Source organism: Streptomyces sp. V4I2 (assembly GCF_030817655.1).
GTDB lineage: Bacteria > Actinomycetota > Actinomycetes > Streptomycetales > Streptomycetaceae > Streptomyces > Streptomyces plumbiresistens.
In genome coordinates this window covers 3,640,624-3,666,322 of record NZ_JAUSZM010000003.1, presented here as the reverse complement: position 1 = coordinate 3,666,322, position 25,699 = coordinate 3,640,624, and the positions used below count along the sequence as shown (strand labels likewise).

The window sequence follows — 25,699 nt, the reverse complement described above, 5'->3', positions numbered from 1 at the left end:
GCAAGCGGGGGAGTGTGGTCAGACGCGGGGGCAGAGCTCGGCCATGCAGCCGAACAGCCCGGGGCCGTCGAGAGGGGGCAGGGCGGGGTCGAGCTCCCGGTAGACGGTGTGCACGTTGACGGCGAGGCGTTCGTTCTCGTGCAGGTCTGCGAAGCGGCCGAGGCGGATGTCGCGGGCCGCGTCCATGGCCGGCATGCCGGCGGTGAACCGGGCGGTGGCCTGCTCATGGACGTATTCGAGGTAGTCGCGGATCTCGCGGATGGCCTGTTTGGTGGTGACAGGGCCGTGGCCGGGTACGACGATGTCCGCGTCGAGGCCGAGCAGCAGGTCGCAGGCGGCGAGCCAGCGGGTGAAGGGGCCGTGCCAGACGACCGGCGCCGCCCCGGCGAAGACGATGTCGCCGGTGTAGACGGTCCGGGCCTGCGGCACGTGCACGATCGTGTCCCCGGCGCTGTGCGCGGGGCCCACGTCGATGAGGCGGACCTCGGTGCCGCCGATGTCCAGGACGGTCTCGCCGTCGAAGATCCGGTTCGGGAAGGCGGGTTCGATGCCGGCGTAGTCGAAGCGGCCGAAGATCCGTCGCGCGAAGTGCCCGGCGGGGCTGTCCATGCCGGTCAGCGCCAGCATCTCGGCCGGACCCACCTGGCGCATGTCCGCCACGGACCCGCGGGCCGCGATGATCTCGGCGTGGGCCAGGAGCTGGTTGCCGAACCAGTGGTCGCCGTTGCCATGGGTGTTGACCACGGTGGCGATCGGCGCGGTGGCGGTCAGCGGCGTCAGCGCGTCGAGCATGATCTTGGTCAACCGCAGGTCGTAGAGGGTGTCGACGAGCAGGGACTCGCCCCGGCCGGTGATCAGCCCGGCGTTGCTCATGCCCCATCCGGCCTCGCCCGCGATCCAGGCGTGACAGCCGTGCCCGAGCTCGACACGGCCTGTCCGGGATGCCACGGAAGCCACGTTGCCTCCTGTCTCGTCCCGCACAGATAGCGAGACCTAAGTGCATGTCTGGACTGGAGTCCATCAATGGCCGACAATCTAAGAAGATGGTGTGGCGGCGTCAATACCCGTGCAGCCCTGTGCTGTACTGGAGGCCATGAAGATCCCGGAGGCAGGAGTCGACGTCGTGCCCGCAGTGCCGCCCGCCGGACGCCGGGAACGCAAGCGACAGCAGGTGCGCGATCTGCTCTACGCCGCGGCGCTGCACTTGTTCGTCGCTCAGGGGTACGAGGCGACGACCATGGACCAGATCGCCGAAACCGCCGACGTCGCTCGGGCCACCGTCTTCAACCACTTCTCACAGAAGGTCGGATTCCTCGAGGAATGGGGAGCCCGCCGCCGCGCCCGCGTCAACGAGATCCTCGGTTCCCAGCACGCCGAGGACCTGCCGGTCGGCGACCGGCTGCGCCGTTACCTGAAGGAGATGGCCGACCTCAACATCGCCTCCCGCGCAGAGACCGCCGTCCTGATGGACGCCTCCGCGCGGTACGGCCGCCTCCTCCAGGACCCGTCTCTGGAGACCGAACTTGCCAGGATCGTCGAACAGGGTCAGCAGGCCAGGGAGATCAGGGCGGACGTCGACTGCGACCAGGCCGGACAACTGCTTGCCGCCTGCTACTTCACGACAGTCCTGCGCTGGATCCGAGAGGAACCAGCCCCCTTCGACCTCCACCAGCGACTCGTCCGCGCGCTCGACATCATCCTGCTGGGCCTCCTCGTCCGCGAAGCGGCCTGACGCGGCACAGCACCCTCGCACCGCCGCACGCGCAGAGGCGAACCAACCTTTCGGTCGACCTGCGCCCTGGGCTTTCCGGTGGGCCGCTGGGGCACCGCCTTCTTCGCCCTGGCCGCCATCGTGCTCGCGGTGACCGGAGCTAGGCGCTCTACGTCGACGGTGGGCGCTTGGGCCGCCGGGTGATCACCCGCGCCTGGCTGCTCCTCGTCTTCCTCGCGTGCATCTTCGGCTTTCCATACCTCTAGTCGCCCGCCGGGGAGGCGCCGTTGCCTTCATGGCGCTGTGCGTCGGAAGGAGAATCCGCTGCGGGTGGGTCCGAGACCCATTTCGGGCGGGCGCGAACGGACCCACGTTGCTTGAGCCCGTCCATCTTGGACGCGTTCGGGACGCGTTCGGGACACAAGGACAGGAACAGAAAGGCTGAGCCAGAGAAGGACCGACCCGGCTCATGGCGTCTGGCCTGCTGAAACGTCATGGATGAGCGTAGATCGACAAGGGTCGCCAAGATCCTCAAAGGACTCGTAATCCGTCGGCCGTGGGTTCGAGTCCCACCCGCCCCACCATGCAGGCCTTTGACCTGCGGAAACGTCTCATCGGGCGTGCGGATTCAGGACTTTGGGCCAACGGACGGAATCCGCTGCTCGTGACTTCAACCCTGTTGCTTTCGGCGCTAGTTCGAACCGCTCCGACCTGCGCAGATGTGATGCTTCGGCGTTGGGGTAGGTCTCTGCGGGGTGTGTACGAGGCCTTGGACGCCTAATTCGGGACGCTGGCAGGACGCAAGGAAGTCAGAAGTGCTGTCTGGGGACCTTCGAGTGGGCGGCTCTTCCAGGACTGGAGCGTGGGCGCGGGGGGCCGCCTGAGTGGGCCGGGATCCGAGCCGGGTGCCGGGAAGCGGCCCGTAGTGGAAACGGCCCATCCGTGGGGCAGGTGCGCACGCATGGAATGAGGGCCGCTCGTCGGGGGCGTCGCCGCGACACCATCTTCAGGCGAGTGGTCGACGAGCGGCTTGGCGCCCGTTCGTGCGAGCGGGCTCTACTGTCTGACGTCGATCGTGCGGACCGGCTGCCCTGTCGTACGGGCGATGGTCTCGAAGTCGCGGTCGTAGTGGAGCAGGGTGAGTCCCGCTTCTTCCGCGGCGGCGGCCACCAGGAGATCGACGGGGCCTGCGCTGCGATGCTCCCCCTTGGCGGTCAGTTGCTCCTGGACGGTGCGGGAGCGGCGGTAGACGCCGTCCGGCATGGGGCACCATGTGTAGTGGGCGTCGAGTGCCGCCTTCAAGCGGGTGCGGTCTGCGGTCGAACGGGTCGAGTAGAGGACTTCCAGTTCGGTGAGGTCGCAGATCGCGACGAGGCCGGCGCCGATCCTGTCATCCCATTCGGCCGTGTTCTGGCGGAGTAGGACGCGGGCGAGGGCGGAGGTGTCGATGAGGTAGTCGGCGACGGTCACTCGTCCGCTCCGGTGCCGCGGTCGTCGGTTGCCGAGCCCGTGCTCATGGGGCGGTACGCGCGCTTGTCCAGCAGCAGATTCATGTCGAGAGCGCCGTCGGCCGCCAGTTCACGGGCTTCCTCGAGCGCGCGCAGACGCCGGTAGCGGGCCGTGACTTCTCGCAGTGCGGTGTTGATGGTGTCGCGCTTGGTGGCGGTGCCGAGTTCCTTGGCTGCTTCCTCCAGCGCTTCGTCGTCGAGATCGATGACCGTCCGACTCATGATGACCTCCTCCACAGGGCCGGGATGTATCAATTGGAGTGTATCAATATACAAGATCCTTTGTATATCTCCGGCCACACCCTGACCGTCCCGGAAACCTTCGATGCCAAGGCCCTGGCCGCGGCCGCCGTCCTCGCCCGGGATGGTGACCGGTTGCTGGCCAACGCCCTCAGCCGCGTCAGTGACGGCGGGCGGGTGGCCCAGGATCTGGCTGGCGCGCCCGAACTCCTCAACCGCTACGAGCGCGCCACCTCGGCCGTCAGAGCACTCCTGGAAGTGGCGATGGACGCGCGCCGCCTGGGCGTCGGTTCGCAGCACGGATCGCCGGCCAGGTCTCCTCCCGCCAGACGCGCACCGCCTCCGCGTTCTGCTCGACGGCCCGCTTGTCCGGGCGCTGGAACGACAGGCCCCAGCGGCGCAGGTACTTGCCCACGCCCTGCTCGGTCAGCCGCACCCGGTACAGCTTCACGATCAGGTCCCCTACTCCGGCGCGCGTCCACAGCTGCCCAGCCAGCCCCAGGTCACAGGGCCGGTGATCCAGCACGGCCTGCCAAACCGCCCGCTGCTCGACCGCATCGAGAACCTGGTGTTCCCGACCCGGCGCCCACGCGGCTGGGCCACGAGCGCCTCGCGCCCGCCGACCAGCCACTTCGCCCACCAGTTGTCCACGGCTTTGAGCGAGACCTGGAACACCGCCGCGACCTCCTCGCGAGTCCGGCCCGCCACCAACGCGGCCACCGCCCGCAGCCGAAGGGCCTCCTGCGCCGACGGCGACAACTGCCGCGCATCCCCTACCAGTTCACTCACGCAGGGATCAACGACCCAGAACGCCTACCGTTTCGGATCAATAGCAGCGGAAAAGCCGCCGCACGTGGCGTGTGCGAGTGGCTTGCTACTGAATTCGGGACGCTCGCAGGACGCAGGGAATCGGAAGTGGCCCTCGGGCCATCTTGTCGATGCTGCTCGAGTGCTGAGAGATGGCGTCGAAGCGGTGTGGCGGCAGGTGACCAGGCCGCGGCGCGACCTCTGGATCACGGGGCCGCCTCTGTAACTGGTCCCGGAGCGGTGGGAACGGCCCGTACCGGGAACGGCCCGTACCGGGAACGGCCCGTACCGGGAACGGGCCAGAGCTGTACTTCAGCTCGTGCGGCCTTCGGCGAGTTCACTCGCGCAGGTGGCGCAGGGCTCGTGCGGCGGCATGGGCACCGCACATTCCGTGAGCGCCGGGGCCGGGCGGCGTGGCCGCGGAGCACAGGTAGTGGCCGGGCCGCCCGGTGTCGTAGGGCTGCAGAGTCAGGCGCGGACCGGCGATCAGCTGGGGTATGTCCTTGGCGCCGGTCATGATGTTGCCGCCGACGTAGTTCGGGTTGTGCGCGGCGAATCCGGGCGTGGTACGCACGGCGGTACCGATGATCCGGTCCCGGAATCCCGGGGCGAACCGCTCGATCTGGGCGGTGATCGCCTCGGTGGCGTCGCCGGAGTAGCCGTTCGGCACGTGGGCGTACGTCCACACGGGGTGGACGGTGCCGACCGACCGCGACGGGTCGGCCAAATACTGCTGCCCGACCAGGACGAACGGCCGCTCGGGCATCCGTCCGGCATGGATCTCACGCTCGGTGGAGGCGATCTCGGCGAACGTGCCGCCGATGTGCACCGTGCCGGCCCGCCGCGCCGCGTCGGCGGTCCAGGGGACTCCGCCGTCGACCGCGAAGTCGACCTTGAACGCCCCCGGTCCGTAACGGAACCGCCGGTAGGCCCGCGCGACCCGCGGCGGCAGCAGGTCCCCCAGGATGTCCGCACAGGCCGTGGGCGTCACGTCCCAAATGGTCACGTCCGTGGGCGGCAGGTCCGACACCGTCCGGACCCGGACGCCGGTTTCGATCTTTCCGCCGAGGTCGAGCAGCAGCGCCGCCATGGCGTCGGTGATGCGGCGCGATCCTCCTTCCGCGACGGCCCAGCCGTGCCGATGCCCGGCGGTGAGGATGCCGAGCCCGATGCTGGCGCTGAGCGGACGGTGCAGGGGGTGGAAGGCGTGCGCGGCGACGCCGCCCCACAGGGCCCTGGCCTCCTCGGTCGCGAAGGTTTTCGCCAGCAGGGACGCGGGGGCCAGCGCGGGGACGCCGAAGCGGGTGAGGTGTACGGGATGCCGCGGGATGCGCAGCAGCGGCCCGAGAATGTCCTCACTCAGGAAGTCGTACGACGATGACGGGCCCTCGAACAGGCGCTGCCAGCGCCGGCCGTCGGCACCGAGACCCGCGGCGGTCTCGGTGACCGAGCGGTGCAACACCCCGGCAGTGCCACCGTCGAGCGGATGGACGCAGTCGATCTCCGGCAGCGTCCACTTCAGCCCGTAGCGGTCCAGACCGAGGCTCTGCAGGAACGGCGACCCGACGGCCATCGGGTGGATGGCCGAGCAGTGGTCGTGCAGCAGCCCGGGAAGGATCGCCTCACCCGAGCGCGTGCCGCCGCCGATCTCGTCGGCCGCCTCCAGCACCGTGACCTGTACGTCCGCCCGGGCCAGGGTGATGGCGGCGGCGAGGCCGTTGGGGCCGGCCCCAACCACGGTCGCTGTGCTCATGTCGTCCTGCTTTCCTGGGGAATCGGCCGCGGTTCCCGCGGTTGACCTACGGCGCCAGCTGTTCCTTCACGTCGGTCCGCACCGGCGACGCCGGGGCCGACTGCTCGCGGGTCCAGGTCACGTCGAGCGGGATCGGGCCGTTCGGCAGCCACGGCTGCTCCTTGACCGCGTCGGCGACCTTCCACGTGCCCCGCTCGATCACTCCGAGCGACGCGTCGATCACCTGGTAGTGCTGCGTTCCGCGGTGGATGGGCTGCGACTCCACCCATACGACGATCCACTCTCCGGGGGCGAATCCGACCTGCGCCTGCACGGCGTTGATCAGGTCGATGTTGTGCAGGTGGCCGTCGCCGAAGTTGAACCCGATCAGCGAGTTGCAGCCGAACTCCGCTTCCCGCACAGTGCGTCGGTCGAGGTCGGGAAGGTTCTTCAGCAGCACCGAGAACAGGCCGCGGCCCTGGCTGTGCATCGATCTCCAGGCGATCGTCTGCTGCATAGTGATCTCAGCGACCGCCGGCGGGTAGCCCATCGCCTGGAGCTGGTCGACCTGGTTCTTCGTCGGACGGTGCGGCAGTGAGTTCAGCTTCTCCTCCGCGCCCGGCGCGAAGACCCACAGCGCGGAGGCCCAGTTGCCCGCGTACTGCCGCATCGAGGGCAGGAACGACACCAGGTCCGGGCGCAGGTTTCCGAGGACCGGGAAGAACGCCAGTCCGGCGGCGACCCCGACGGTCAGCCACGGCGAGGACATGTCACCGATGCCATACCCGTCCCAGGCGGGGAAGCCGAGGAACAGGAAGACCGCGATGTAGGCGAACAGGAGGTTCCACTCCAGGGGCACGGCCAGCGGGAACGTGGAGGTGATGAACAGGTGGAAGACAACCATCAGCACCGCACCGGCGAGCGCGAGCCAGCGGTTCGTGGAGAACAGCAGCACCAGCGGGGTGACGATCTCGACGGTCGAGCCGCCGACGTGCGCGATGAAGGTCGCGACCTTCGACGGGCGGATGTCGCGGGGGAAGTCACGGTAGTGCAGCCGCTTGATCCGCCTGGACGGGACGCACGGGCTGTTGGAGATCATCGGAGGGACGACGCTGGTGAAGTGCAGCCCGAACTTCGACACCCCCGCGCCTATCCACACCATGCAGATCAGCAGCTTCGCCGCGAGGATCATGTCGGTGAACGGCAGGACGGCGAAGAACACCAACGCGGGCAGGTACTGCTCGCCACGGGCGGCCAGGAAGACCGTCTTGTCCCGCAGGCCGTTCAGCACGTAGAGGACGATCGGTGCAACCAGCAGGGCCGGGCGCACCAGCCCGGAGGTGTTGTCCGGCAGCGCCTCGGTGAGCGACGCGGTCGGCACACCGGGCAGGAGGACCGCCAGGAGCAGGGACACCAGGAAGGCCAGGTAGAGCAGTACGTCACCGGCCGTGCGGCGGTCCCCACCCGTGAACGGCACCCGCTTCCACGGCCGCAGCCGGATGGTGCCCGGCCGGGCCCAGAACAGGATCCCGCCGGTCATCGGCTTGAACTTGCCGGCGATCGGGCCCCACGACCCCGCCACCCCGAGCGTTTCCAGGAAGACCGTCCACAGCACCAGCTTCTGGTAGACGACCGGCTCGTTCCACCAGTTCATGACGTTCCAGAACGGGCCGACATCCGAGGTCCAGGTCGTCAGGGCCGCCCCTGCGAGCAAGTAGAGGAAGAGAACCTTGACCACGTAGGTCGTCGGAATCACCTTCGGTGTACCGAAGCCGTATTCCACCCAGTGCAGGGCCAGTACTCTCAGTCGTTCCTGAAGTGGCTTCTCCAGGAATTCCTCCTGCTCGACGGGTGGAAAGTTGCCTGTTTTGAACCCCATTGTTCTGGCCTTTCTTCTACTGTTTTTTGGCATGGCGGCCCGCACCCGAAAATCTCTGGGTCAATACCGAGAGTGAATCCTCTACGGGTTCACCGTGATCGAACGAAGAATCCGTTTATCGATCTTCCCCACCGGATTCCTCGGCAGGGAATCCGTAACAAATACCGTTACCGGTACCTTGGCCCGGGCCAGCGAGCCACGGCAGTGCTCGATGAGTTCACCGGCGGTGACCGCCACACCCGGCAGCGGCACGACGTGCGCGACCGGGAGCTCGCCGAGCACCGGATCGGGGGCGCCGACCACCGCCGCTTCCAGTACCGCCGGGTGGGTGTGCAGAACGTTCTCGATCTCCTTGGGGTAGATGTTCTCCCCGCCTCGGATGATCATGTCCTTGATCCTGTCGACCAGGACGAGATAGCCGTCGGCGTCGAAGCGCCCGACGTCGCCGGTGTGCAGCCAGCCGTCGATGACGGTGCTGGCCGTCTCGTCCGGCAGTCCGAGGTAGCCGCGCATGATGTTCGGACCCCGGACCACCACCTCGCCCGCCGACCCGTCGTCGAGCAGGTTGCCCTCGTCGTCCATCACGGCGACGGTCTGACCGGGCAGCGGGAGCCCGACCGTGCCGGGCTTGCGCGGCCCGGCGGGCGGGTTCAGCGTCGAGGCGCAGGTGCCCTCGGACAGGCCGTAGCCCTCGACGACCGGCACGCCGAACCGGTTCTCGAACCGGGCGATCAGCTCGGCGGGCATCGGTGCGGCCCCGCAGATCACCCGGCGCAGCGAAGAGGTGTCCGGCCGCACCTCGTCGGGCAGCGACATCAGCATCGCGTAGATCGCCGGCACCCCCGAGAAGTACGTCGGCCGGGCGCTTTCGACCGCGGTGAAGAACGTCGACGTGCTGAACCGGCCCCCGATCGTCGCCCGCGCTCCCGCCAGCAGCGGCGACAGCACGCTCACCACGATTCCGTTGACGTGGAACAACGGCAGGATCAACAAGCTGTGGTCGGTCTCGTCCAGACCGATGCCGTCGATGATCATCCGGCACATCGCGGCGACGTTGGCGTGGTCGAGCATCACGCCCTTCGGACGCCCCGTGGTGCCGCTCGTGTAGATGATCAGGGCGAGGGAGTCGGATGCACAGGCAATGGCGTAGGGGGCTGGGCCGTCATCCGCGAGCGGGGCGTCCGTCACGGCGGCCACGTCGAGCGTCCCGAAGGCGCGGGAACTGTCGTCGGCGATCACCACCTTTGCCGCGGAGTCCTCGATCTGATGCCGCGCCTCCGCATCGGCGAGCCCGGGATTCACGGGTGTGACCGCGGCGCCCAGCCGCCATGCCGCGAACATGATGACGACGAGTTCCAAGCGATTCGGCAGAATCACCGCGACCACGTCCCCAGCACCTATTCCGTGTGTGCGCAGGGCGGCCGCCGTGTTTCTGACACGCGCCAGGAAATCCCGGTTGTCCAGCTGCTCGTGGTCGTCCTCAATGCAGGGGCCCGTGGGGTTCCGGGCGGCCCGGACATCAGGCAATTCAGAGATGTGCAGCACGTTTCCTCATCATTGAGTCGTACCGTGACGAAGGTAGTGAGGAAAAGATAGGTTGGGCGCACGCGGCCGACTATGGGCTTGCATCCCAGTGCAGGGCCGGTGTTTTGTGTCGCCGACACAAAGCGAGAACAGAACGGTCGAACATGTGGGCGAGTTCGCCGCGCCGCCGGGTGCCTCCGTGCGGGAATTGTTGGGTATCGTCCCCGTGTGAGCACCCATGTCGACGTGGTCGTGCGGGATGTCGCCAGGAGCATCCAGGCCGATCTCGAGAACCTGACCGCGGGGATGACCTCGATGTTCGTCGACGTCATCCCCGAGTTCCGCCACGACGACGCCGTACGAAAACTGATGATCGCCAGCACCTCGTCGAACCTGACGGCCATCGTCGACATGCTGGCCTTGAACATCTCCCTCGACGACATCACCGTGCCGCCGGCCGCGGCCGAGTACGCCCGCCGTTTCGCCCAGCACGATCTGTCCCTGGAGGGGCTGCTGCGGGCCTACCGCCTCGGCGAGCACATGTTCGGGCAGTGGGCGATGGCCGCCCTTCGGCACCTCGACCTGTCCACAGACGAGGCGCTGACGGCAACGAGCAGAATCACGCTCCTGACGAACAGCTACATCGACCAGGTCGTCGAGGGTGTCATCGACATCTACGAGGACGAACGCAGACGTTGGGACGCACGCTCCGACGCGACTCGCGCCGCCCAGGTCCGCGCCGTGCTCGACACCGAGGGACTCGACCTCGCCTCGGCCGAGAAGATGCTGTCGACGTCTCTGCGCGGATGGCACCTCGCCGCGATCATCTGGACCGGGCCCGGATCGGCCGGCCATGTCTCGGCCCAGCTCCGCGCGGGCGCGGCGATGCTGGCCGCGGCCATCGGCAAGGTGCCACTGACGATCTCCGCCGACGAGGAGACCTGCTGGGCGTGGATCTCCTCCGTCGGCAAGCCGATCCTCGACGTTCATCGACTCGAAGGCGAGCTCCGCGAGTACCCCGCACTCCGTATCGCCGTCGGTGACGTGTCTTCGGGACTCGACGGATTCCGGCAGACGTTCCGGGACGCACAACGCACCCGCAGCGTAGCCGCCACCGGAGCGGTCCCCGACCGCGTACTCGTCCTCCACTCCCAGGTCGCACTGGCCGGCCTCCTCGTCGGCCACCTCGCCGATGTCAGAGCTTGGGCCGAACGCGTCCTCGGCGACCTCATGCGCGACGATGAGGCCACGGTCCGCCTGCGCCAGACCGTGCAAGTCTTCCTCGAGGCGCGAGGCAGCTTTACCGACGCCGCCGCACGCCTGCACGTCCACAAGAACACCGTCCACTACCGCGTACGCAAGGCCGAGGACATACTCGGCCACCCGCTCACCGAGAACAGACTGGACACCGAGGTGGCCCTGCTGGCCTGCGTGCAGCTAGGACTCAGGTGTTTGTAAGTGATTCTTCGGGCTTCAGTGCACGGACTCGAAGTGGCTCCGCGGGGTACGAATGGCTGCGACGTTGTTCAACGGTCCCAGCAGCGGCCCCAGCAGGACGCTTCCAGTGGCCCCTGAAGATCCCGTGTCTTCGGGACGTCTTCACATGGCGCCGGGGATTGGTCTGCGCCGGGACCACTTGAACGTCCATAGAGCCTCTGCCCCCGATGATCAGGGTGGAGCTTCTGTGCAGTGGAAGGAAAATCCGCTGCGCGCGAGTTCGAGAGCTCTTTCTGGGCTGGGGCAACGACTTGGTGCGGCCGGATCTCGTTGGCCAAGCGAGGGATTCGGGACGCGTTCAGGACGCAAGGATAGGAACAGACCGACAAAGACAAAGGAGCGCCGACCAGGCTCACCCCGTTTGAACTGCAAGAACGTCATGGATCGGCACGGATCGGCAAGAACCGCCAAGATCCTCAAAGGACTCATAATCCGTCGGCCGTGGGTTCGAGTCCCACCCGCCCCACCTGTGTAGGCTTCTGACCTGCGGAAACGTTCCTCGTTAGGTGTCGGAGCGTCAACTACCGCTCAACGGACTGAATCCGCTGCTCGCGACTTCGGAGCGGGGCGAGACCCTTGCTGCCCCGGCGAGCAGGCATTGCGTTGACCTGCGGTAATGCTGATGATCAGGGTTCGGGCCGACAAGTCGGCAGCATCTCCTCGGCTTTGTTTCGTGGTCCTGAGGACGCGCTGGGGACGCAAGGTTTCGGTGAGGTCCGCTGACCACCTTCCGCAGGATCTCTGTCCGGCCGCCCGAGAGGCTTCCGTGCGGGGACTGCTGACCGGGTTCAGCCTCACCTTTGAGGAGCCCGATCGCGTCGGCATCGGGGCGTGAGGGCTGGTGCGCGTCGGGCGGAAACTGCCCGAACTGAAAACGGCCCGGTTGTACCAACGAGTCGCTCGACTGCCGTGCCGCGTACACACCTGCGACCGGGAGCAGGGTGGTGACCGCAGCCTCCAGGGCGTGCGGCGCTGGGAGAAGGTTCTCTGCCCCTGCCGAACGGTTGCGTCATCGGGCATGCGCGTACCGAAGGTGCCACAGATCAGGTCTGTCGCCGCCCTGCCTGACACCAAGGAGGGCTGGCGTCAGCGCCTGCGGGGGCTGCACGCTTCCGGAGTCCGATACCCACGATCCCTGGTGCCTCTGCGTTACCCGGCGGTGGGAAACGACCAAGCTGTTTGCATAGCAGGTCCAGCGGCCGAAGCTGGCTTGCAGCGGATCTCATCAACGGCTCCGTCGTCATGCCCGACGAGACCTGGAGCTTCAACCGGACCGTGGGCGAGCGCACCGAGGCCAATGGCTTTGTCGAGGGCATCATGATCCTCGACGACCAGTTCACCAAGGCGCCCGGCGGTGGTGCCTCCGCCGTGGCCACGACCATGTTCAATGCGATGTTCTTCGCCGGGGTCAAGCCCGTGGAGTACGGCGCCCACTCCGTCTACATCGAGCGTTACCCGGAGGGCCGTGAGGCGACGGTCGCCTGGGGCAGCCTCGATCTCAGGTTCACCAACGACTCCGGCAACGCCATCTACATCCAGGCCGAGTCCACCGACACCTCGGTGACCGTCACCTTCCTCGGCACCAGGAATTACGACGAGATCAAGTCGGTCAAGGGACCACGGACCCATGTGAAACAGCCGGAGCAGAGGGTGAGTGCGGACAAGAAATGTGTGCCGCAGACCCCGCTCGAGGGCTTCGACGTCACCGTCGAGCGGGTCTTCTACAACGACGGCAACGAAGTGAAGCGGGAGCCGTTCCGCACGCATTACACCCCGCGTGACGAGATCATCTGCGAAGACCCCCACTGATCCGACAGGGCCGGCCTGGCCTGCGAGCCGGACGGCCGCGAGGGATCACTCGGACGTTCTGCTGCGGACCTGGCGAGGTCGACATCGACGGGCACTCGGGTCCCGGATGGCGGTCTCGGTGACCACGCGTCGCACCGAAACCGCTGAACATCCAGGGACGAACCTGTTTGCAGGCGAGGCCGTCCCGGCGCGTTCGGGACGTAAGGACAGCAGCGGACTCGGCACCGACCCGAAGTCACGGGGTATGCCCCCGCTGCGACAGCGCCGGCCGGGATCCGGAATTCCGGACCCCGGACGACGGCAGTACCGCGGCGGACGGTCGGTCAGGAGTTGAACGGTGTGGATCCGTCGGCCGTGGTGATGCGCCACAGGTGGTCGGCGGTGCCGTTGTCGTCCCACTGCAAGGCCTGGGCCCCGGCTGTGGTGGACATGTCCTGGATGCCCAGGGCCATGTCGCTGTTCTTGTTGATGATCTTGCAGTAGCCGCCGCCCGCGTCCACCACGGACCAGAGGTGGTCGGCGGTGAGCGTGTCACCCCACTGCAGTGCGGTGGCGCCGGGCGTCTTGGAGGCGTCCTTGATGCCGAGCACCTGGCCGCTGTTGGAGTTGAAGATCTTGTAGTAGCCGTTCTCGGCGGGAACGATCCTCCACTGGTGGTTGGCCGTGGCGTCGGCCGTCTGCTGCTGGGCGGCGCCTCCCGCGGCGATCGAGGAGCCGGAGATGCCGAGCTCCAGGTTGCTGTTCTTGTTGACGATCTTCACGGCCGGCGTCTCCGGGTACCAGGACTCCAGCTCGGTGACGCCGACGAACTTGCCGGCCTGCGGGGTGAAGACGACCCGGAACTGGGAGGTCGTGATCGTCGGGAAGGTCACCTCGTTGGCGTTGTTGGCGACCGGGGTGGCAGGGCTCCTGGTCTGGTTCGGGACGTTCACCCACGAGCCGTTGCTGAGGTACTGGACGGTGTAGCTCCCCGGGGCGCGGATGTTCGCGCCGTCGTCATAGGTGTAGAACTTCACCTCGTTGATCTTCCGGGGGGCGCCGAAGTCGACGCCGAGGTGGTCGGTGGCGTTCGGCGAGCCGGAGTTGGTCCACCGGTCGTCGGGAATCTTGTCGTAGCGGATCCAGCCGTCGGTGGCCCGCAGCGGGGCGTCGAAGGTGGTGGGCTTGCAGGTCTGCCCGCTGTGGCAGTGCGGACCGTTGGAGACGGTGTTGGTGTAGGAGGCGAAGGCCTTCGGGTAGGGCTGGGTGATGGTCCGGCCGAGCCAGTCCTGCTCGGCGGTCAGCGGGTTGGCGGCCACGTTCATCAGCCGCGTGGTCGGCGCCGGGGTGACGGGGGCGGCCACGTTCACGGTGGTGTTGCCGACCGTCGAGGACTGGTGGATGCGTACGCCGTCCTGGAAGACCTGCAGGCCGGTGCCCTTGCCGTAGTGCGTGCCGTCACGGTCCCAGCGGATCGAGAGGGTGTGCCCGTGGTAGGGCACGTTCTCCGCCGCGAAGTAGTCCCAGCCGGACGGGATCAGCGGCTTCAGTACCAGCGTGTTGCCCGCCTGGGGCTTGATGCCCAGCAGACCGGAGAGCACGAGGTCGTTGAAGCTGGAGTGGTTGTAGTTCTCGCTGAAGTTGAAGCCGTCGTAGATCCACGCGCCGGTGTCGCCGTCGGCGGCCTCGGCGATGTAGGGCTTGCCGTCCTTGTGCTGGAGGTCGGCGAACTGCGCCAGCATCGTCTGGTAGTCCGCCTTGGTGACGTAGCTCTGTGCCGGGTAGTCCTGCAGCAGGTTCGCCATGCCCGTCAGGACCTGGCTCGTCTGGTACGGCCAGCTCGGGCCGTTCCAGTGGCAGCAGTTGGCGTCGTCGCGCTTCTGTTCGGCGGGGATCGCCTCGTAGTTGAAGTACGGGTTCGCCGTGATCCGGTCGAGTTCGGCGTAGCTGGTGCCCTTGGCGAACTTCAGCGTGTTGGCGCCGGCCTTCATGGGGACCTGCACGGTGACGGCCTGCGACTCCGAGAACTTCTGCCAGGCCCCGGTGGGCGCGTAGCTGACCGTGATCGGGTTGGCGGTGTCGTCGTTCACGATGAGCTTGTGGGTCGACGTGCCGCTGGTGCCGTTGGCGTAGTGCACGGTCACCGGGTACGTCCCGGCGCCGGGCGCGTCCACGGTGAAGGTGACGTAGCTGTCGTCGAAGTCGATCTGCCCGACGTACTGCCCGTTGGAGGCGGTCGACGAGCTGAAGAGGTTGGCGTGGTTGCGGGTGGCCTGCTCGGCCTCGAAGTCGTGCGTCCGCTCCAGGGTGGTGGGCCCGAACGGCGCCTTGAACTTCTTGGCGTCGGTCAGGTACTTCCACGCCGACGAGTACTGCGCGTCGGGCAGGTTGAACGCCCAGGGGGCGTAGCCCATCAGCTCCCGCCAGGTCGTCCTGGTCTGCTTCAGGGTGCCGTTGGTGGTGTCCGTGTTGTAGACCTGCATGAAGAAGTTGCGCTGCGGGTCCCACAGCGAGTTCTGCACGGCCGACTTGAGCTGCGCGGCCTTGGCGTCGTAATCGTTCGCGGTCGCCGTGTCGCCGTTCAGCGTGGCGATCTTGCTGATGGCCTGGGCGGCGCTGAACATGTACGCGTTGATCGTGGGCCGGTAGCCGCGGCCGCCGCTGAACCAGTTGCTGCTGTGCATCGACGTCTCGGTGTACTCCGTGGCGTCGGACAGCGGGCTCTGGTGGTACAGGTCGCTGGTGGACTGCGTGCCGTTCACCGTGACGTCGGTGTTGAAGTTGGAGTCCCACCGCTTGTACAGCGCGATGAGGTGGGGGAGCGCGGACTTGATCTGAGCGGCGTCCCCGGTGACGAGATAACGCTGGTACGCGGCGCTCGTGATCCACTCGCTGAAGTTGCGGGCGCCCGAGTTGCCCGCCCCGCGCAGCCAGAAGTCCAGGTAGTCACCGGTGTAGTCCCGGTTGCGCAGCCAGCGCCCGTCCAGCAGGTGGTAACCGGTGGCGTCCGGGAGCGCGGTGTACGGGTTCCCGGCATAGCCGATCGGCACGTCGTACTCGGTCGACACGTAACCCGTGCCCGGCACGGTGTAGCGGAGCGCACGCTTGTAGGTGCTCCACCGGTAGTAGTAGACATCGTCGATGTCGTTGTCGGGGGTGTCCAGGAAAGGGATGTTGTCCTTGTACCACTGCCGCTCGTCCAGCTGGTTGGCGGCGAGGATCGCGTCCTTGTCGAGCGCGACCGCGTTCGGGTCGTCGGCCGCCTGGGCGGGGGTCGCCCCCGGACCCCCGGTCAACAGGGCCATGGACAGCGTCGAGCCGCACAGGGCGGCCACCAGGCGGGTGCTGGGTCTGAGGCGGTGACGCATAGAGGTGTCCTCCATTGGGCACTCATGCGAGACATGGCTGCTGTTCGAGATAACGAACATCGTTCGAAATTCTGCGAGACGGTAGTGACGGACGGGAGGACAAGTCAATAGATCCGGCAAAGCGAGTTGACAGCTCGGACAACTCGGGGACAACGCCGCATAGGTGCCAGTAGGTTCCGGGTGCCTGCCGTGTCGGCGCGGGTGCGTCGATACTGGCCAGTCGCCGTACGGGCCGGCGCTTCCAACGGCTCCGCGAGGGAAGGTGAGTTCGGCGAAGTCTCCCTCCGTGCCCAGTTGCCGGTAGCGGTCCGCTCGGCGAGCTGCGGACCGATGCTCCGTGCGAGCCAGGCGGCAGTCCGTGGCTGCCGCAGCTCGCCGGTCACCACCGCGCGCCTGCCGCAGCAGGGAGACAGGCATGGGCCGAGCGCTGCGGGCAGATGCCGAGCGCAGTGTGCGCGCGATTCTGGAGGCGGCCGAGCGCGTCCTCGCCCAGGATGCCGGCGCTTCCATGGAGCAGATCGCCGAGGCGGCGGGGCTGACAAGGATCACGGTGCACCGCCGGTTCGCGAACCGGCAGGCGCTGTCGTCTTCATGCCGGTTGAGGGGCCCCGGAATCTACGAGGCCCCTCGAGTGCGGTGGCAGACCGCGGGACAGCCGGCGTCCGGCGGCCCCGTCAGTGGGCGAACAGCGGCGACACGGCGGCCTCTGAACTGCTGTTCCAATACGTCACGCGGGCCTTGTCGTCCACGCGCACGCCGCCCTTCGGCATCTCCAGGAGTACACCCTCGCCCGTGTTGGTGTCGGGGCTCTGACCGTGCGGCGCGAGCGCCATATTCTTCACGAGGGTGCTGACGTCCTTGTTGCTCTGGCGCAAGAGCAGACCGGCGTACGCCTCCTTGCCGGGTGCGAGAGTCACCTCCGTCTGCGGCTTGGAGTTCTCGAAGACCGCGACGAGCCGGCCGTCGCCGTCATCCAGCCGGAGGACCGGATAGGTCCGCAGCTTGCACGGCTTGGTGCTGGTGTTGGTGACGGTCAGCAGGAGCTTCGAGTCGTCCTTCGTGGGTGGCACGGCCCACTCCACCTTGACGTCGGTGTAGTCGTCGGGGCAGTTGCCGTCGATGCCCGTGGGGTCGTCCGCGGCCTCGCCCGGACGGCCCGGCGTGGAAGTCTCGGCAGAGGACGGCGCGGAAGTCGAGGGGACAGCCGGCGCGGACGCGGAGACGGAAGGGGAGGTGGTGGATTTCGGCGGCGGGGTGACGCCGGCCTTGTCGTCGCTCGGCTCGCAGGCCGTGGCGGTCAGCAGTGCGGCGGCGGTGAGGCCAAGGGCGCCAAGCGTCCTGGCGCGGGTGGTCTTGCGGAAAGTGCGCATCGTGAGCCCCCGTGGCTGCTGACGTACTGGGATTGGTCTTGACAGGATGCTCACCCTGGCTTCGGATTCACGCCTCCCGCAAGGACTGTTACGGCTCTCGCACATGAGGGTGACGGTTCCGTCGTGCGGGACCCTCCGGAAAGCTGCGATATCGGCCTCGTCCAAGGGTGTGACGGCTCCTGGCATCATGTCGGTCGCGCCTACACCGGGTGTGCCCGTCCTCCCCGCAGGACGGGCACGTGCGCTCAGCCCTCAGGGTGCGGGGTTCAGCTGCAGGTCCGGTAGTTGTAGCCGGCGAGACGGGCGTTGCCGTCGCCGTCGTAGAAGTTGTACCGGCCCTCGCTGTCGCGGGTGACGTTGATGTCGTACCTGTCGCCGTGGTAGGTCTCAACGGCGCCGTCGCCGGTGTAGTCCCTCAGCCCCAACACCCCCGAATTTCCGAAGGTGTCCTTCCCGACGACCCCGTCACTCGGCAGGCCGTATTTGGCCTGATACCACTTGGTTGCGGTCTTGGTGTTCGCGCCGAAGACGCCGTCAATGTCCGCGGCGTCGAAGAGCGTGCCGTCCGATTCGATGGCGCCTTCCGCCCACAAGATCTTCTGCCACAGGCAGGTGGCGTTCGAAGACGTGTTGACGCTGGTCGACAGATCGCCCTCGTTGCTCCAGTCGTCGACGTAGGTACCGGCGCCGTAGACGTAGGCGAGACCGCTGTAGGTCCCGTTCGCGGAGGCTGGTGAGGCGCTCAGGGCGAGGGTGGCGGCGGTCAGCAGGCCGACCGCGCATGCGGCCGACCTGGTCCGCTTCCCAAGTGAGTTCATGGGTGTCCCCTTTGCGGTGGGTGTGGATGACGTGGGTGTGCGGTCGCGGCGGGATTCCAGAGGGCGTCGACTGCCGAGCTGCGTCTCCGAGTTGTGTGTCGCACCGTTCCTGTCCTGGACCAAGGTGCGCGGCCTACCGTCGGTGAAGCTTGGACAAACGTTGAATGGGCTGGTCGAAGGTGCTATGCCAGGGTGGGAACTGAGACTCGGGGGGCGTGCTGTGACGGTTGAGTTCGCTTTGCTCGGCAGCGTCGAGGCGCGTGTGGGCGGACGGATCGTCGATCTGGGTCACGCCCGGCAGCGGTGTGTGCTCGCAGTGCTGCTGGTGGACGCCAACCAGGTGGTTTCGGTGGACCAGCTTGTCGACCGCGTCTGGGCCGACCGTCATCCGCAGCGGGTCAGGAACACGCTCTACGGCTACCTCTCCCGTCTGCGGCAAGCTTTGGCCGTCGCCGAGGGGGCGGGTATCGTCCGGCGATCCGGTGGTTATGTCCTCGACGTCGAGGCGACGGCAGTGGATCTGCATCGTTTCCGTGACGTTGCCGCACGGGCCCGGGCGGCCGTGCGGAACGAGCAGGACGAGCAAGCGGCAACCCTGTTCGGGCAGGCACTCGGCCTCTGGCGGGGAAACGCTTTCGCGGGTCTGGACACCCCTTGGATCAACGCCCTCCGCGACGCGGTCGACCAAGAACGGATCGCGGCCGAACTGGACCACACCGACGTTCGGCTCCGCCGCGGTCACCACACCGGACTGTTGGCCGAATTGTCCGCCCGGGTGGAGATACACCCACTGGACGAACGGATGGCCGGTCAGTTCATCCTCGCCCTGTACCGCTGCGGCCGCCCGGCCGATGCCCTCAACCATTACCAGCAGATCCGGCTGCTGTTGGCCGAAGAACTCGGCTGTGACCCCAGCCTCCGGCTTCGGCAACTGCACCAGCAGATCCTCACCACCGACCCCGCACTGAACGTCCCAGCCGCCGTCCCAGCCGCCGGGCGTGGTCCGGGGTCCGCACCCGCTCTCGTGCCGCGCCCGTTACCCGTGCCCCCGCCGGTGCGCACCCCACGGGGCGGCGCCGACCTCCCCGGCCCGCCGACACCGCGGCGTCCCCGGACGGGGAGCCACCTGGTCGGGCGGGCAGCGGAGTTGACGGTCCTCGACGGCGCGATCGAGGATGCCCTGGCCGGTGCGCCAGGGGTGCTCGAGGTGGTCGGGGAACCGGGTATCGGAAAGACACGGCTGCTCGGGGAATTGGGCGAGCGCGCGAGCCAGCGCGGCTTCGTGTCCTTGGCCGGCCGCAGCGTGGAGTTCGACCGGGCTCCCTACGGTGCGTTCGTGGACGCCTTGGACGACCACCTCGGCCATGAGGACTTCCTCCGGCTCCGGCACGACGGGTTACCGCCCGGCGCGTTCGCCCTGCTGAGTACGGTCTTCCCCGCGCTCTGTGACCGGTTCCCGACCGGTCCGGAGCCGGTGAAGGTCGAACGGTACTGGTTCCACCGGGCGGTGCGAACGCTGCTGGAGACGCTGAGTGCCGACGGCGGGCTCGTGCTCAGCCTGGACGACCTGCAGTGGACGGATGACGGTACAGCCGAGCTGATCGACCATCTGGTACGGCATCCGCCGAGGACACCGCTGCTGCTCGCCCTCGCCTACCGTCCCCGGCAGGCCCCGTCGCGACTGGCCGCAGCGCTGGCCCGGGCAGGCACGGAGGGAAGAGTGGCCAGAGTCGAGTTGGGTCCGCTGTCTCCGGCCGAGGGAGCGGAGCTGTGCGGGGCCAGGACGGATCACTGGCGTTTCCAACGGCTGTACGAGGCCAGCGGCGGCAACCCGTTCTATCTGGAGGCGCTGGCCCGAAGCGCCGGGAACGAAAGCCCGCCGGCGGTGCCGGCCGCCTCGGCACCTGTCGTCGGCGATCTGCCGCAGTCGGTGCGGGCCGCGCTGCTGGAGGAGCTGGGAGGTCTGTCGGCCACTGCGAGGGTCTGTACACAGGCGGCCGCGGTGCTCGGCGACTCTTTTGAAGCCGGCATGGTGGCAGTCGTGGCCCGGACCGGTGAGGCACAGGCCCTTGCCGCCCTGGACGAGGTCGCGGAGCGGGACCTCGTACGCCAGGTCGGCTCCACGCGCCAGTTCCGGTTCCGCCATCCGCTGGTGCGGGCAGCGGTGTACCAGGGGGCGAGCGCCGGCTGGCGGATCGAGGCGCACACCCGGGCCGCGGACGGCCTGGCCCTGCACGGCGCACCGCTGACCGCCCAGGCGTCGCACGTTCAGCGTTCGGCGCGCGTAGGAGACGAACACGCCGTCGACGTACTGGTACGGGCCGCCCGTCAGGTGATGACGATCGCGCCGGCCACCGCCGCGCACTGGACACAGGAAGCCCTGCGGTTGCTCGGCGAGCAGAGTCGACTGCGGCCCGAACTGTGGCTCCAGCAGGCCGAAGCGCTGGGTATGGCCGGACGACTGCTGGAAAGCCGCGCCGTCCTGCGCAAGGCCGCCACCCTCCTGCCCGCGCGGGCCCGGGGCCGACGGGCCCAGGTGACTGCCCTACGAGCCACCATGGAGTGGGCGCTCGGCCGGTACGAAGAGGCCACGGCTCTGCTGCTGGGGGAGTTGGCGGACCACGAGGGCCAACTGCAGCCTGAGACCGCCACTTTGGAGTTGGGCGTCGCGGTGGTGGCCCTTCGTAAGAACGACTTCTCCACGGCGATCGACTGGGGCGAACGCGCGTTGCGGTCGGCGGAACGTATCGGCGACCCGCCGCAGACCACCGCGGTCCGCGCTCTCCTGGCCCTGGCGCATACCTTCGCGGGCGACGCCCGGGCGGCCGACTACCTCGGCCCCGTGGTGGAAGTGCTCGACGACACCGACGACCAGGAACTGGCCGGGCAGATGGACACGCTCGTCATGACGGGCTGGACGGAGATGCTCCACGGACGCTACGACCCCGCACTGCGCCATCTCCGTCGAGGCCTGGAAATGTCCCGCCGCACCGGCCAGAGCCTCGTGCTCGCCGATCTCTTCGCCGCCTCCGCCTACGCCTACCTGTGGCTCGGACGCCTGGACGAGGCGGCGGCCTACGCCGACGACGCCCTGGAGGCGGCGTCACTCGTCGGCAGCGGCGAGCCGCGCTCGTTGGCCGAGGTGGTGAGCGCGGCTGTCCTGATGTGGCGGGGAGACTTCGTCGGAGCACTGAAGATCTGTGAGGAGTCACTCTCTTCGGCCGGCCCCGCACCGGGCGCGCACCGGTCGGCGATGGTCGGGATGCTCGGCCAGACGCTGCTGCTCAACGGCGATCCGGAGGGCTGTGTCAGCAAGGTGCTCGAAGCGGGCGGCGGCCCGCACCTGCTCGGGTTCGAAGCCCCGGTCCGCCCGATGTGGTTCCGGCTGCTGGCTGTCGCGGAACTGGCCCTGGGTGACGTGACGGCTGCCGAGACGTGGGCCGACCGAGCAGCCGCTGCCGCGGGGCTCGACCTGTCGCCCGGCTGGCGCGGTTTCGCGTTGCTGGCCCGCGCCGAGGTACAACTCGCCCGGCAGAACCCGGCGGCGGGTTTCACCGCGTGCCAGGCCGCTGCCGAGTTCCGTGCGGCCCGGATGCCCCTCAACGAGGCCGTGGCCCGGCTGACCGCCGGTACCGCACTGTCCGCCTCCGGCCGCCAGGCCGAAGCACTCGCCGAGTTGGAACAGGTGAAAGCCCTGGCGGATACCTGCGGGACCCTCGCCCTGTCCGAATTGGCTGATCACGAACACCACCGAATCGCCGTCCGGCCCTCGCCTCCGACAGCTGGTACGACACCCGGCACATGAGGTTCCCGACAGCACAAGCTCTGCTGGAGTGAGTGCTCCGAGGGGCACGCTCGGGCTTTGTCCCGCTCAGCGTCGGGAGTTCAGCCGCTGGTCGACGGAGTCGGCCCGGAGGGCGGCGGCGACGTTGTGGGTTTCGAGCTTCTCAGGGGCGCCGCAGGGCGTAGGTGTTCCAGAGTTCGCCGGCGAAGAAGCGGCCGAAGCGAGTGAGTGCCGCGGTGCCGTGCGGGCCCGTTGTGCGGAACGTGGTGAGCAGGCGGGCGAGATCGGTGGCGCCGAGATTCACCGTCCCCGTGCCCAGTAGCTCGGCGTCGGTCCCGCCCGGTTCGTGGACGTGTCCGTTCAGGACGCGGAAGGCCAGCCTGGTCGTGTCGGTCCACAGGCGGGTCGGGGCGCCGGGCGCCAGGTCCTTGCGGCCGGCGAAGGTGCGGGGGTGACCGTCGGCGTCGGTGAAGTGGAGCAGGTAGCACATCGTGCCGCGGCCGTCCGTGAACAGGCGGACGCTGCCGTGCAGGACGGGGCGGCGCCCTCCGAAGGAGGGGCTGTCGATCCAGCCGTCCGCGCGCGCCTCGTGGTCCGGTTCCTCCAGGAAGGCGTCCACGTCGTCGGCCGTGACGGTGAGCCGGAACGCGAACGGTTCGGTACGGGACCCGTCCGCACCGTGTGCGTAGCGTCCGCGCAGTTCCTCCGTGAACTGGAGCGAGGTGCGGCGGGGGTACGTGCGGTGCGCGACCGCCTGTGGAGTGGCGGGCCGGTGCTCCAGCAGGCGGGTGCACATACGGTCGGCGAGGGCCGCGATGGTGAGGGCCGGGTTGGGGCCCACCGGGCCGGGCATCGCCGCCCCGTCCGCCACGTACAGGCCCGGGTGGCCGAAGACCTCGCCGTACGGATCGCAGACCCCGATGCCGGGGTGCCGGCCGATGGGGGCGCCGCCCAGCGGGTGCACCGTGAGGACGCGGTCCCGGTGCCAGAGTGGATGGTCGGCGTAACCGCCGCCGAGCGCGCCGGCGATCTGCCGCATGAGTGTGCGCGTCCGCTCGAACTGGGCCGCGCTGCCGCCCCGTACCGTCCAGCTGCTGTCCAACCGGCCGCCGCGCATGCGCAGTTCGCCGTCCGGCACATCTCGGCCCATCGCGAGCAGCGGCAGGGACGTACCGGTGAACGCGCCGTCGCCGAGGAGCTCGGCGAACGCGCCCGAGAGGCTGGGGTCCGGGGCGCGGGAGATCCGGTCGAGCAGCCTTCCGGCCAGGAAGCGGGCCGCCCGGGAGACTCCCTGCGGTGCGTGAGCGCCTTCGACGAGCCACTCCACGAAACCCGGGTATCCCGCGTCCTGGATGTACCCTCCGCGCCCCGCGCCCGGTACGCCGTCCAGTTCGTCGGGCAGCCGGATGGAGCTGGTGATGACCGGACCGCGGCTGGGACGCATCGGCCGGGGCTCGTCGCCCCGCCTGGCCCGGAGCACGAACGCGAGGTGGTCGCCGTTCGTCGAGAACCGGCTGCCGATCGCCGGGCTCAGACCGGGCAGGTTCCGGCGGGAACGCAGCAGCAGCGAGACCGTGTTGTAGGTGCCGGCGGCGAGGATCAGACGGTCGCAGCTGATGGTGCGGAGCGTTCGGGAGGTACGGGGTGATCCGGAGGTGTGGGGTGATCCGGACGCGACTCCTCCGTCCCCGCGGCGGCCGTCCGGATCACCCCTTTCCCCTCCCCCTTCGCCATCTGGTCCGTGTCTTCCGTGTCTGACGTAATCCACCGCGTAACCGCCTCGCGCGAGTGCCCGCACCGCGCGCACCTCGTGTCCGGTGCGCAGGTCGGCACCGTGGCGCCGGGCCGCCGACAGGTAGGTGTGGTCGAGGCTGTTCTTGGCGCCGTCGTTGCAGCCGAGGTTGCACTCACCGCACAGCCGGCAGGTACGGCGACCGACTCCGTGCAGGTTGCCGTGGTCGGTGTCGGCCATCGGCAGTCCGGGCTCGGGGTCGGCGCCCGGTTTCGGGGCGAAGCTGATCGCGAGCGGCGGCCGTTCCGCCGTCAGGCCCAGCCGTTCGGCCGCTTCACGCATCGCGTGCGCCCGGGGTGTGTCCGTGTAGCCGGGGCGGTCGAGCGGGTACGGGACCGGGCGGAGCATCCGCTCGACCTCGTCGTAGTGCGGGTCGAGTTCGGCGCGGCCGACGGGCCAGGCCTCGTAGCCGCCGCCGGGCAGCGGCTGTTCGTCGACGAACCAGCGTTCGTCCTTGCGCAGCAGCACGCTCGCGTAGATGAGCGATCCGCCGCCCAGTCCGCTGGCGACGACGGAGTCGAAGGCGCGGAAGCTCCACACGTCGAACAGGCCGTGCAGGCCTGCCCGCGGGTCCCAGAACGCACGGCCGAGTTCGGCCGGGGAACGGGCGAAGCTGCCGGGCGGGTAGGCGCGTCCGCGTTCCAGCAGGACCACCTGCTGTCCGGCCGCGGCCAGCCGGTACGCGGCCACGGAGCCGCCGAATCCCGAGCCGACGACGACGGTTTCGACGTGTTCGGCGTGCGACTCCGTCATCTCATACAGCCCTTCGGTGGAGGAAGTCGAGGAGGTGCGGGAACACGTCCCGGTGCGCGTCCCGGCCGATGATCGTGTCCACGTAGCCGTAGCCGGGGGCGACGAACAGTTCGTAGCGGTCGGGGTCAGCGGTATCCCGACACATCGCCTCGTGTTCCTGGACGACGGAGTCCCCGAAGACGCGGTTGTGCTCGCCGGTCAGGAACAGCACCGGTGGGCCGCCCTTGGCCGCCGCCGCGAGGTAGTCGTCCGGGAGGCGCGCGTGGCGCGGTTCGGCGGCGTCGTACTTCATGGCACGACCCGCTCGTACGATCCTGCCGATGTGCCGGTGGTAGCCCAGCCCGACAGGGCCGAGCAGGTCCGCGACGCGGTCGTGAGTGACGGGGTCGAGTTTGTCGTGGCTGTAGAGCGCGGGCCAGCCGGTGCCCCACATGAAGCTCACCATGTGGCAGGCCGGGTTGTCGCACTCCGGGTGCGCCAGTGACACCAGACGGGCAAACAACCCGCTCCGGCTGAACCAGGCCGCGTCGCCGCTCCGCGGGTCGAGCTGGGACAGTCCGAGCGCGCCCTCGACGAGCGCGGGGCCGTACGCCAGCTTCCAGCGAGACCAGGCCGGTACGCGCATCAGCAGGCCGACCGCGCTGGTGACGACGCTGGTGACGTCCCGTACGGCGCCGGCGTACAGGCTCATGAGGAAGGTCATCGACCCGAGACAGTGCGCCACGACGTGCACCCGCCGTTCGCCGACATGCCGGCGCAGTTCGGCGAGCGCGGCCGGGTAGTCGTACAGGGCGATGTCGTCGAGGGTGTGTGCGTGCGGTTCCGTGTTGTACGGGAAGCGGTTGCTCATCCGCATGTCGAGCGTCCATACGTCCGCGAAACCGTTGTCGAGGAGGCAGGTCGCCAGATTCCGGTGCTCGGGCATGATGAACAGGTCGCTGGACGCGGTCAGTCCATGTACGAGAAGTACGACGTCGTCGCACTCCGCCCGGCGGAAACGGGTCAGTTGGAGGCCGAGTCCGTCGTCCGTGGTGACGGGGTGGACGGTGACCTGGGCGTCGGGAACGCCGGTTGTGGTGTGACGGGGGACGGCGGCGCCCTTGTGGATCGGCATGATTGTCCCCCCTC

The 25,699-nt window shown here is 68.5% G+C and carries 14 protein-coding genes and 4 pseudogenes; 6 read left to right on the top strand and 12 right to left on the bottom strand.

The window, feature by feature from the left end; genetic code table 11:
• Positions 1–18: 18 nt before the first annotated feature.
• Positions 19–948 (bottom strand): MBL fold metallo-hydrolase, encoded by a 930-nt coding sequence (locus tag QFZ76_RS17495; protein WP_307674621.1) that lies wholly within the window; start codon positions 946–948, stop codon positions 19–21.
• Positions 949–1,093: 145 nt separating this feature from the next.
• Here QFZ76_RS17495 and QFZ76_RS17490 point away from each other — a divergent pair, with 145 nt between their 5' ends.
• A complete protein-coding gene (locus tag QFZ76_RS17490) occupies positions 1,094–1,732 on the top strand; it encodes a TetR/AcrR family transcriptional regulator (protein ID WP_307674620.1) in 639 nt (212 codons plus the stop codon).
• A gap of 1,035 nt (positions 1,733–2,767) precedes the next feature.
• On the opposite strand, the gene QFZ76_RS17485 is transcribed toward QFZ76_RS17490, so the two are convergent.
• The 6 genes and pseudogenes from QFZ76_RS17485 to QFZ76_RS17460 all read right to left on the bottom strand — a co-directional run bounded on the left by QFZ76_RS17485 (position 2,768) and on the right by QFZ76_RS17460 (position 9,422).
• The gene (locus QFZ76_RS17485; RefSeq protein ID WP_307674619.1) at positions 2,768–3,181 is read right to left on the bottom strand and encodes a PIN domain nuclease; all 414 of its coding nucleotides are present in this window, start codon (positions 3,179–3,181) and stop codon (positions 2,768–2,770) included.
• Positions 3,178–3,441: a type II toxin-antitoxin system VapB family antitoxin gene (locus tag QFZ76_RS17480; protein WP_307674618.1), complete on the bottom strand. Its 264-nt coding sequence runs from the start codon at positions 3,439–3,441 to the stop codon at positions 3,178–3,180. The genes QFZ76_RS17485 and QFZ76_RS17480 overlap by 4 nt, the downstream gene beginning before the upstream one ends.
• 292 nt (positions 3,442–3,733) lie before the next feature.
• Positions 3,734–4,188, bottom strand: a pseudogene (locus QFZ76_RS17475) (winged helix-turn-helix domain-containing protein); the annotation flags it as partial.
• A gap of 415 nt (positions 4,189–4,603) precedes the next feature.
• Positions 4,604–6,019 carry an NAD(P)/FAD-dependent oxidoreductase gene (locus tag QFZ76_RS17470; protein WP_307674617.1) on the bottom strand — a complete coding sequence of 472 codons (1,416 nt, stop codon included), beginning with the start codon at positions 6,017–6,019 and terminating at the stop codon, positions 4,604–4,606.
• Positions 6,020–6,065: 46 nt separating this feature from the next.
• Entirely contained in the window at positions 6,066–7,877 is a 1,812-nt protein-coding gene (locus QFZ76_RS17465) for a DUF3556 domain-containing protein (RefSeq protein WP_307674616.1), read from the bottom strand.
• Between the two features lie 81 nt (positions 7,878–7,958).
• Positions 7,959–9,422, bottom strand: a complete 1,464-nt coding sequence (locus QFZ76_RS17460) for a class I adenylate-forming enzyme family protein (RefSeq protein ID WP_307674615.1) — start codon at positions 9,420–9,422, stop codon at positions 7,959–7,961.
• A 207-nt stretch (positions 9,423–9,629) separates the two neighbouring features.
• Between QFZ76_RS17460 and QFZ76_RS17455 the strand changes: the two genes are divergently transcribed.
• Both QFZ76_RS17455 and QFZ76_RS17450 read left to right on the top strand, forming a co-directional pair.
• Positions 9,630–10,859, top strand: coding sequence for a helix-turn-helix domain-containing protein (locus QFZ76_RS17455; protein WP_307674614.1), 1,230 nt, complete (start codon positions 9,630–9,632; stop codon positions 10,857–10,859).
• 1,251 nt (positions 10,860–12,110) lie between these two features.
• A pseudogene (locus tag QFZ76_RS17450) lies at positions 12,111–12,707 on the top strand (VanW family protein); the annotation flags it as partial.
• A 323-nt stretch (positions 12,708–13,030) separates the two neighbouring features.
• Here QFZ76_RS17450 and QFZ76_RS17445 read toward each other — a convergent pair.
• Entirely contained in the window at positions 13,031–16,054 is a 3,024-nt protein-coding gene (locus QFZ76_RS17445) for an RICIN domain-containing protein (RefSeq protein ID WP_307674613.1), read from the bottom strand.
• 415 nt (positions 16,055–16,469) lie between these two features.
• Between QFZ76_RS17445 and QFZ76_RS17440 the strand changes: the two are divergent.
• A pseudogene (locus QFZ76_RS17440) lies at positions 16,470–16,637 on the top strand (TetR family transcriptional regulator); the annotation flags it as partial.
• Between the two features lie 91 nt (positions 16,638–16,728).
• On the opposite strand, the gene QFZ76_RS17435 reads toward QFZ76_RS17440, so the two are convergent.
• Positions 16,729–17,424: a DUF4232 domain-containing protein gene (locus QFZ76_RS17435; protein WP_307674612.1), complete on the bottom strand. Its 696-nt coding sequence runs from the start codon at positions 17,422–17,424 to the stop codon at positions 16,729–16,731.
• Between the two features lie 266 nt (positions 17,425–17,690).
• Positions 17,691–18,242, bottom strand: coding sequence for a peptidoglycan-binding protein (locus tag QFZ76_RS17430; RefSeq protein WP_307674611.1), 552 nt, complete (start codon positions 18,240–18,242; stop codon positions 17,691–17,693).
• Between QFZ76_RS17430 and QFZ76_RS17425 the strand changes: the two are divergent.
• Positions 18,241–19,131, top strand: a pseudogene (locus tag QFZ76_RS17425) (BTAD domain-containing putative transcriptional regulator); the annotation flags it as partial. The gene QFZ76_RS17430 and the pseudogene QFZ76_RS17425 overlap by 2 nt on opposite strands.
• Before the next feature lie 165 nt (positions 19,132–19,296).
• Positions 19,297–22,047: an AAA family ATPase gene (locus tag QFZ76_RS17420; protein ID WP_307680041.1), complete on the top strand. Its 2,751-nt coding sequence runs from the start codon at positions 19,297–19,299 to the stop codon at positions 22,045–22,047.
• Positions 22,048–22,189: 142 nt separating this feature from the next.
• On the opposite strand, the gene QFZ76_RS17415 is transcribed toward QFZ76_RS17420, so the two are convergent.
• On the bottom strand, positions 22,190–24,571 hold the full coding sequence (locus tag QFZ76_RS17415) for a GMC oxidoreductase (protein WP_307674610.1): 2,382 nt from the start codon (positions 24,569–24,571) through the stop codon (positions 22,190–22,192).
• A gap of 1 nt (position 24,572) precedes the next feature.
• Positions 24,573–25,685, bottom strand: a complete 1,113-nt coding sequence (locus QFZ76_RS17410) for an alpha/beta fold hydrolase (RefSeq protein WP_307674609.1) — start codon at positions 25,683–25,685, stop codon at positions 24,573–24,575.
• Between the last annotated feature and the right edge of the window lie 14 nt (positions 25,686–25,699).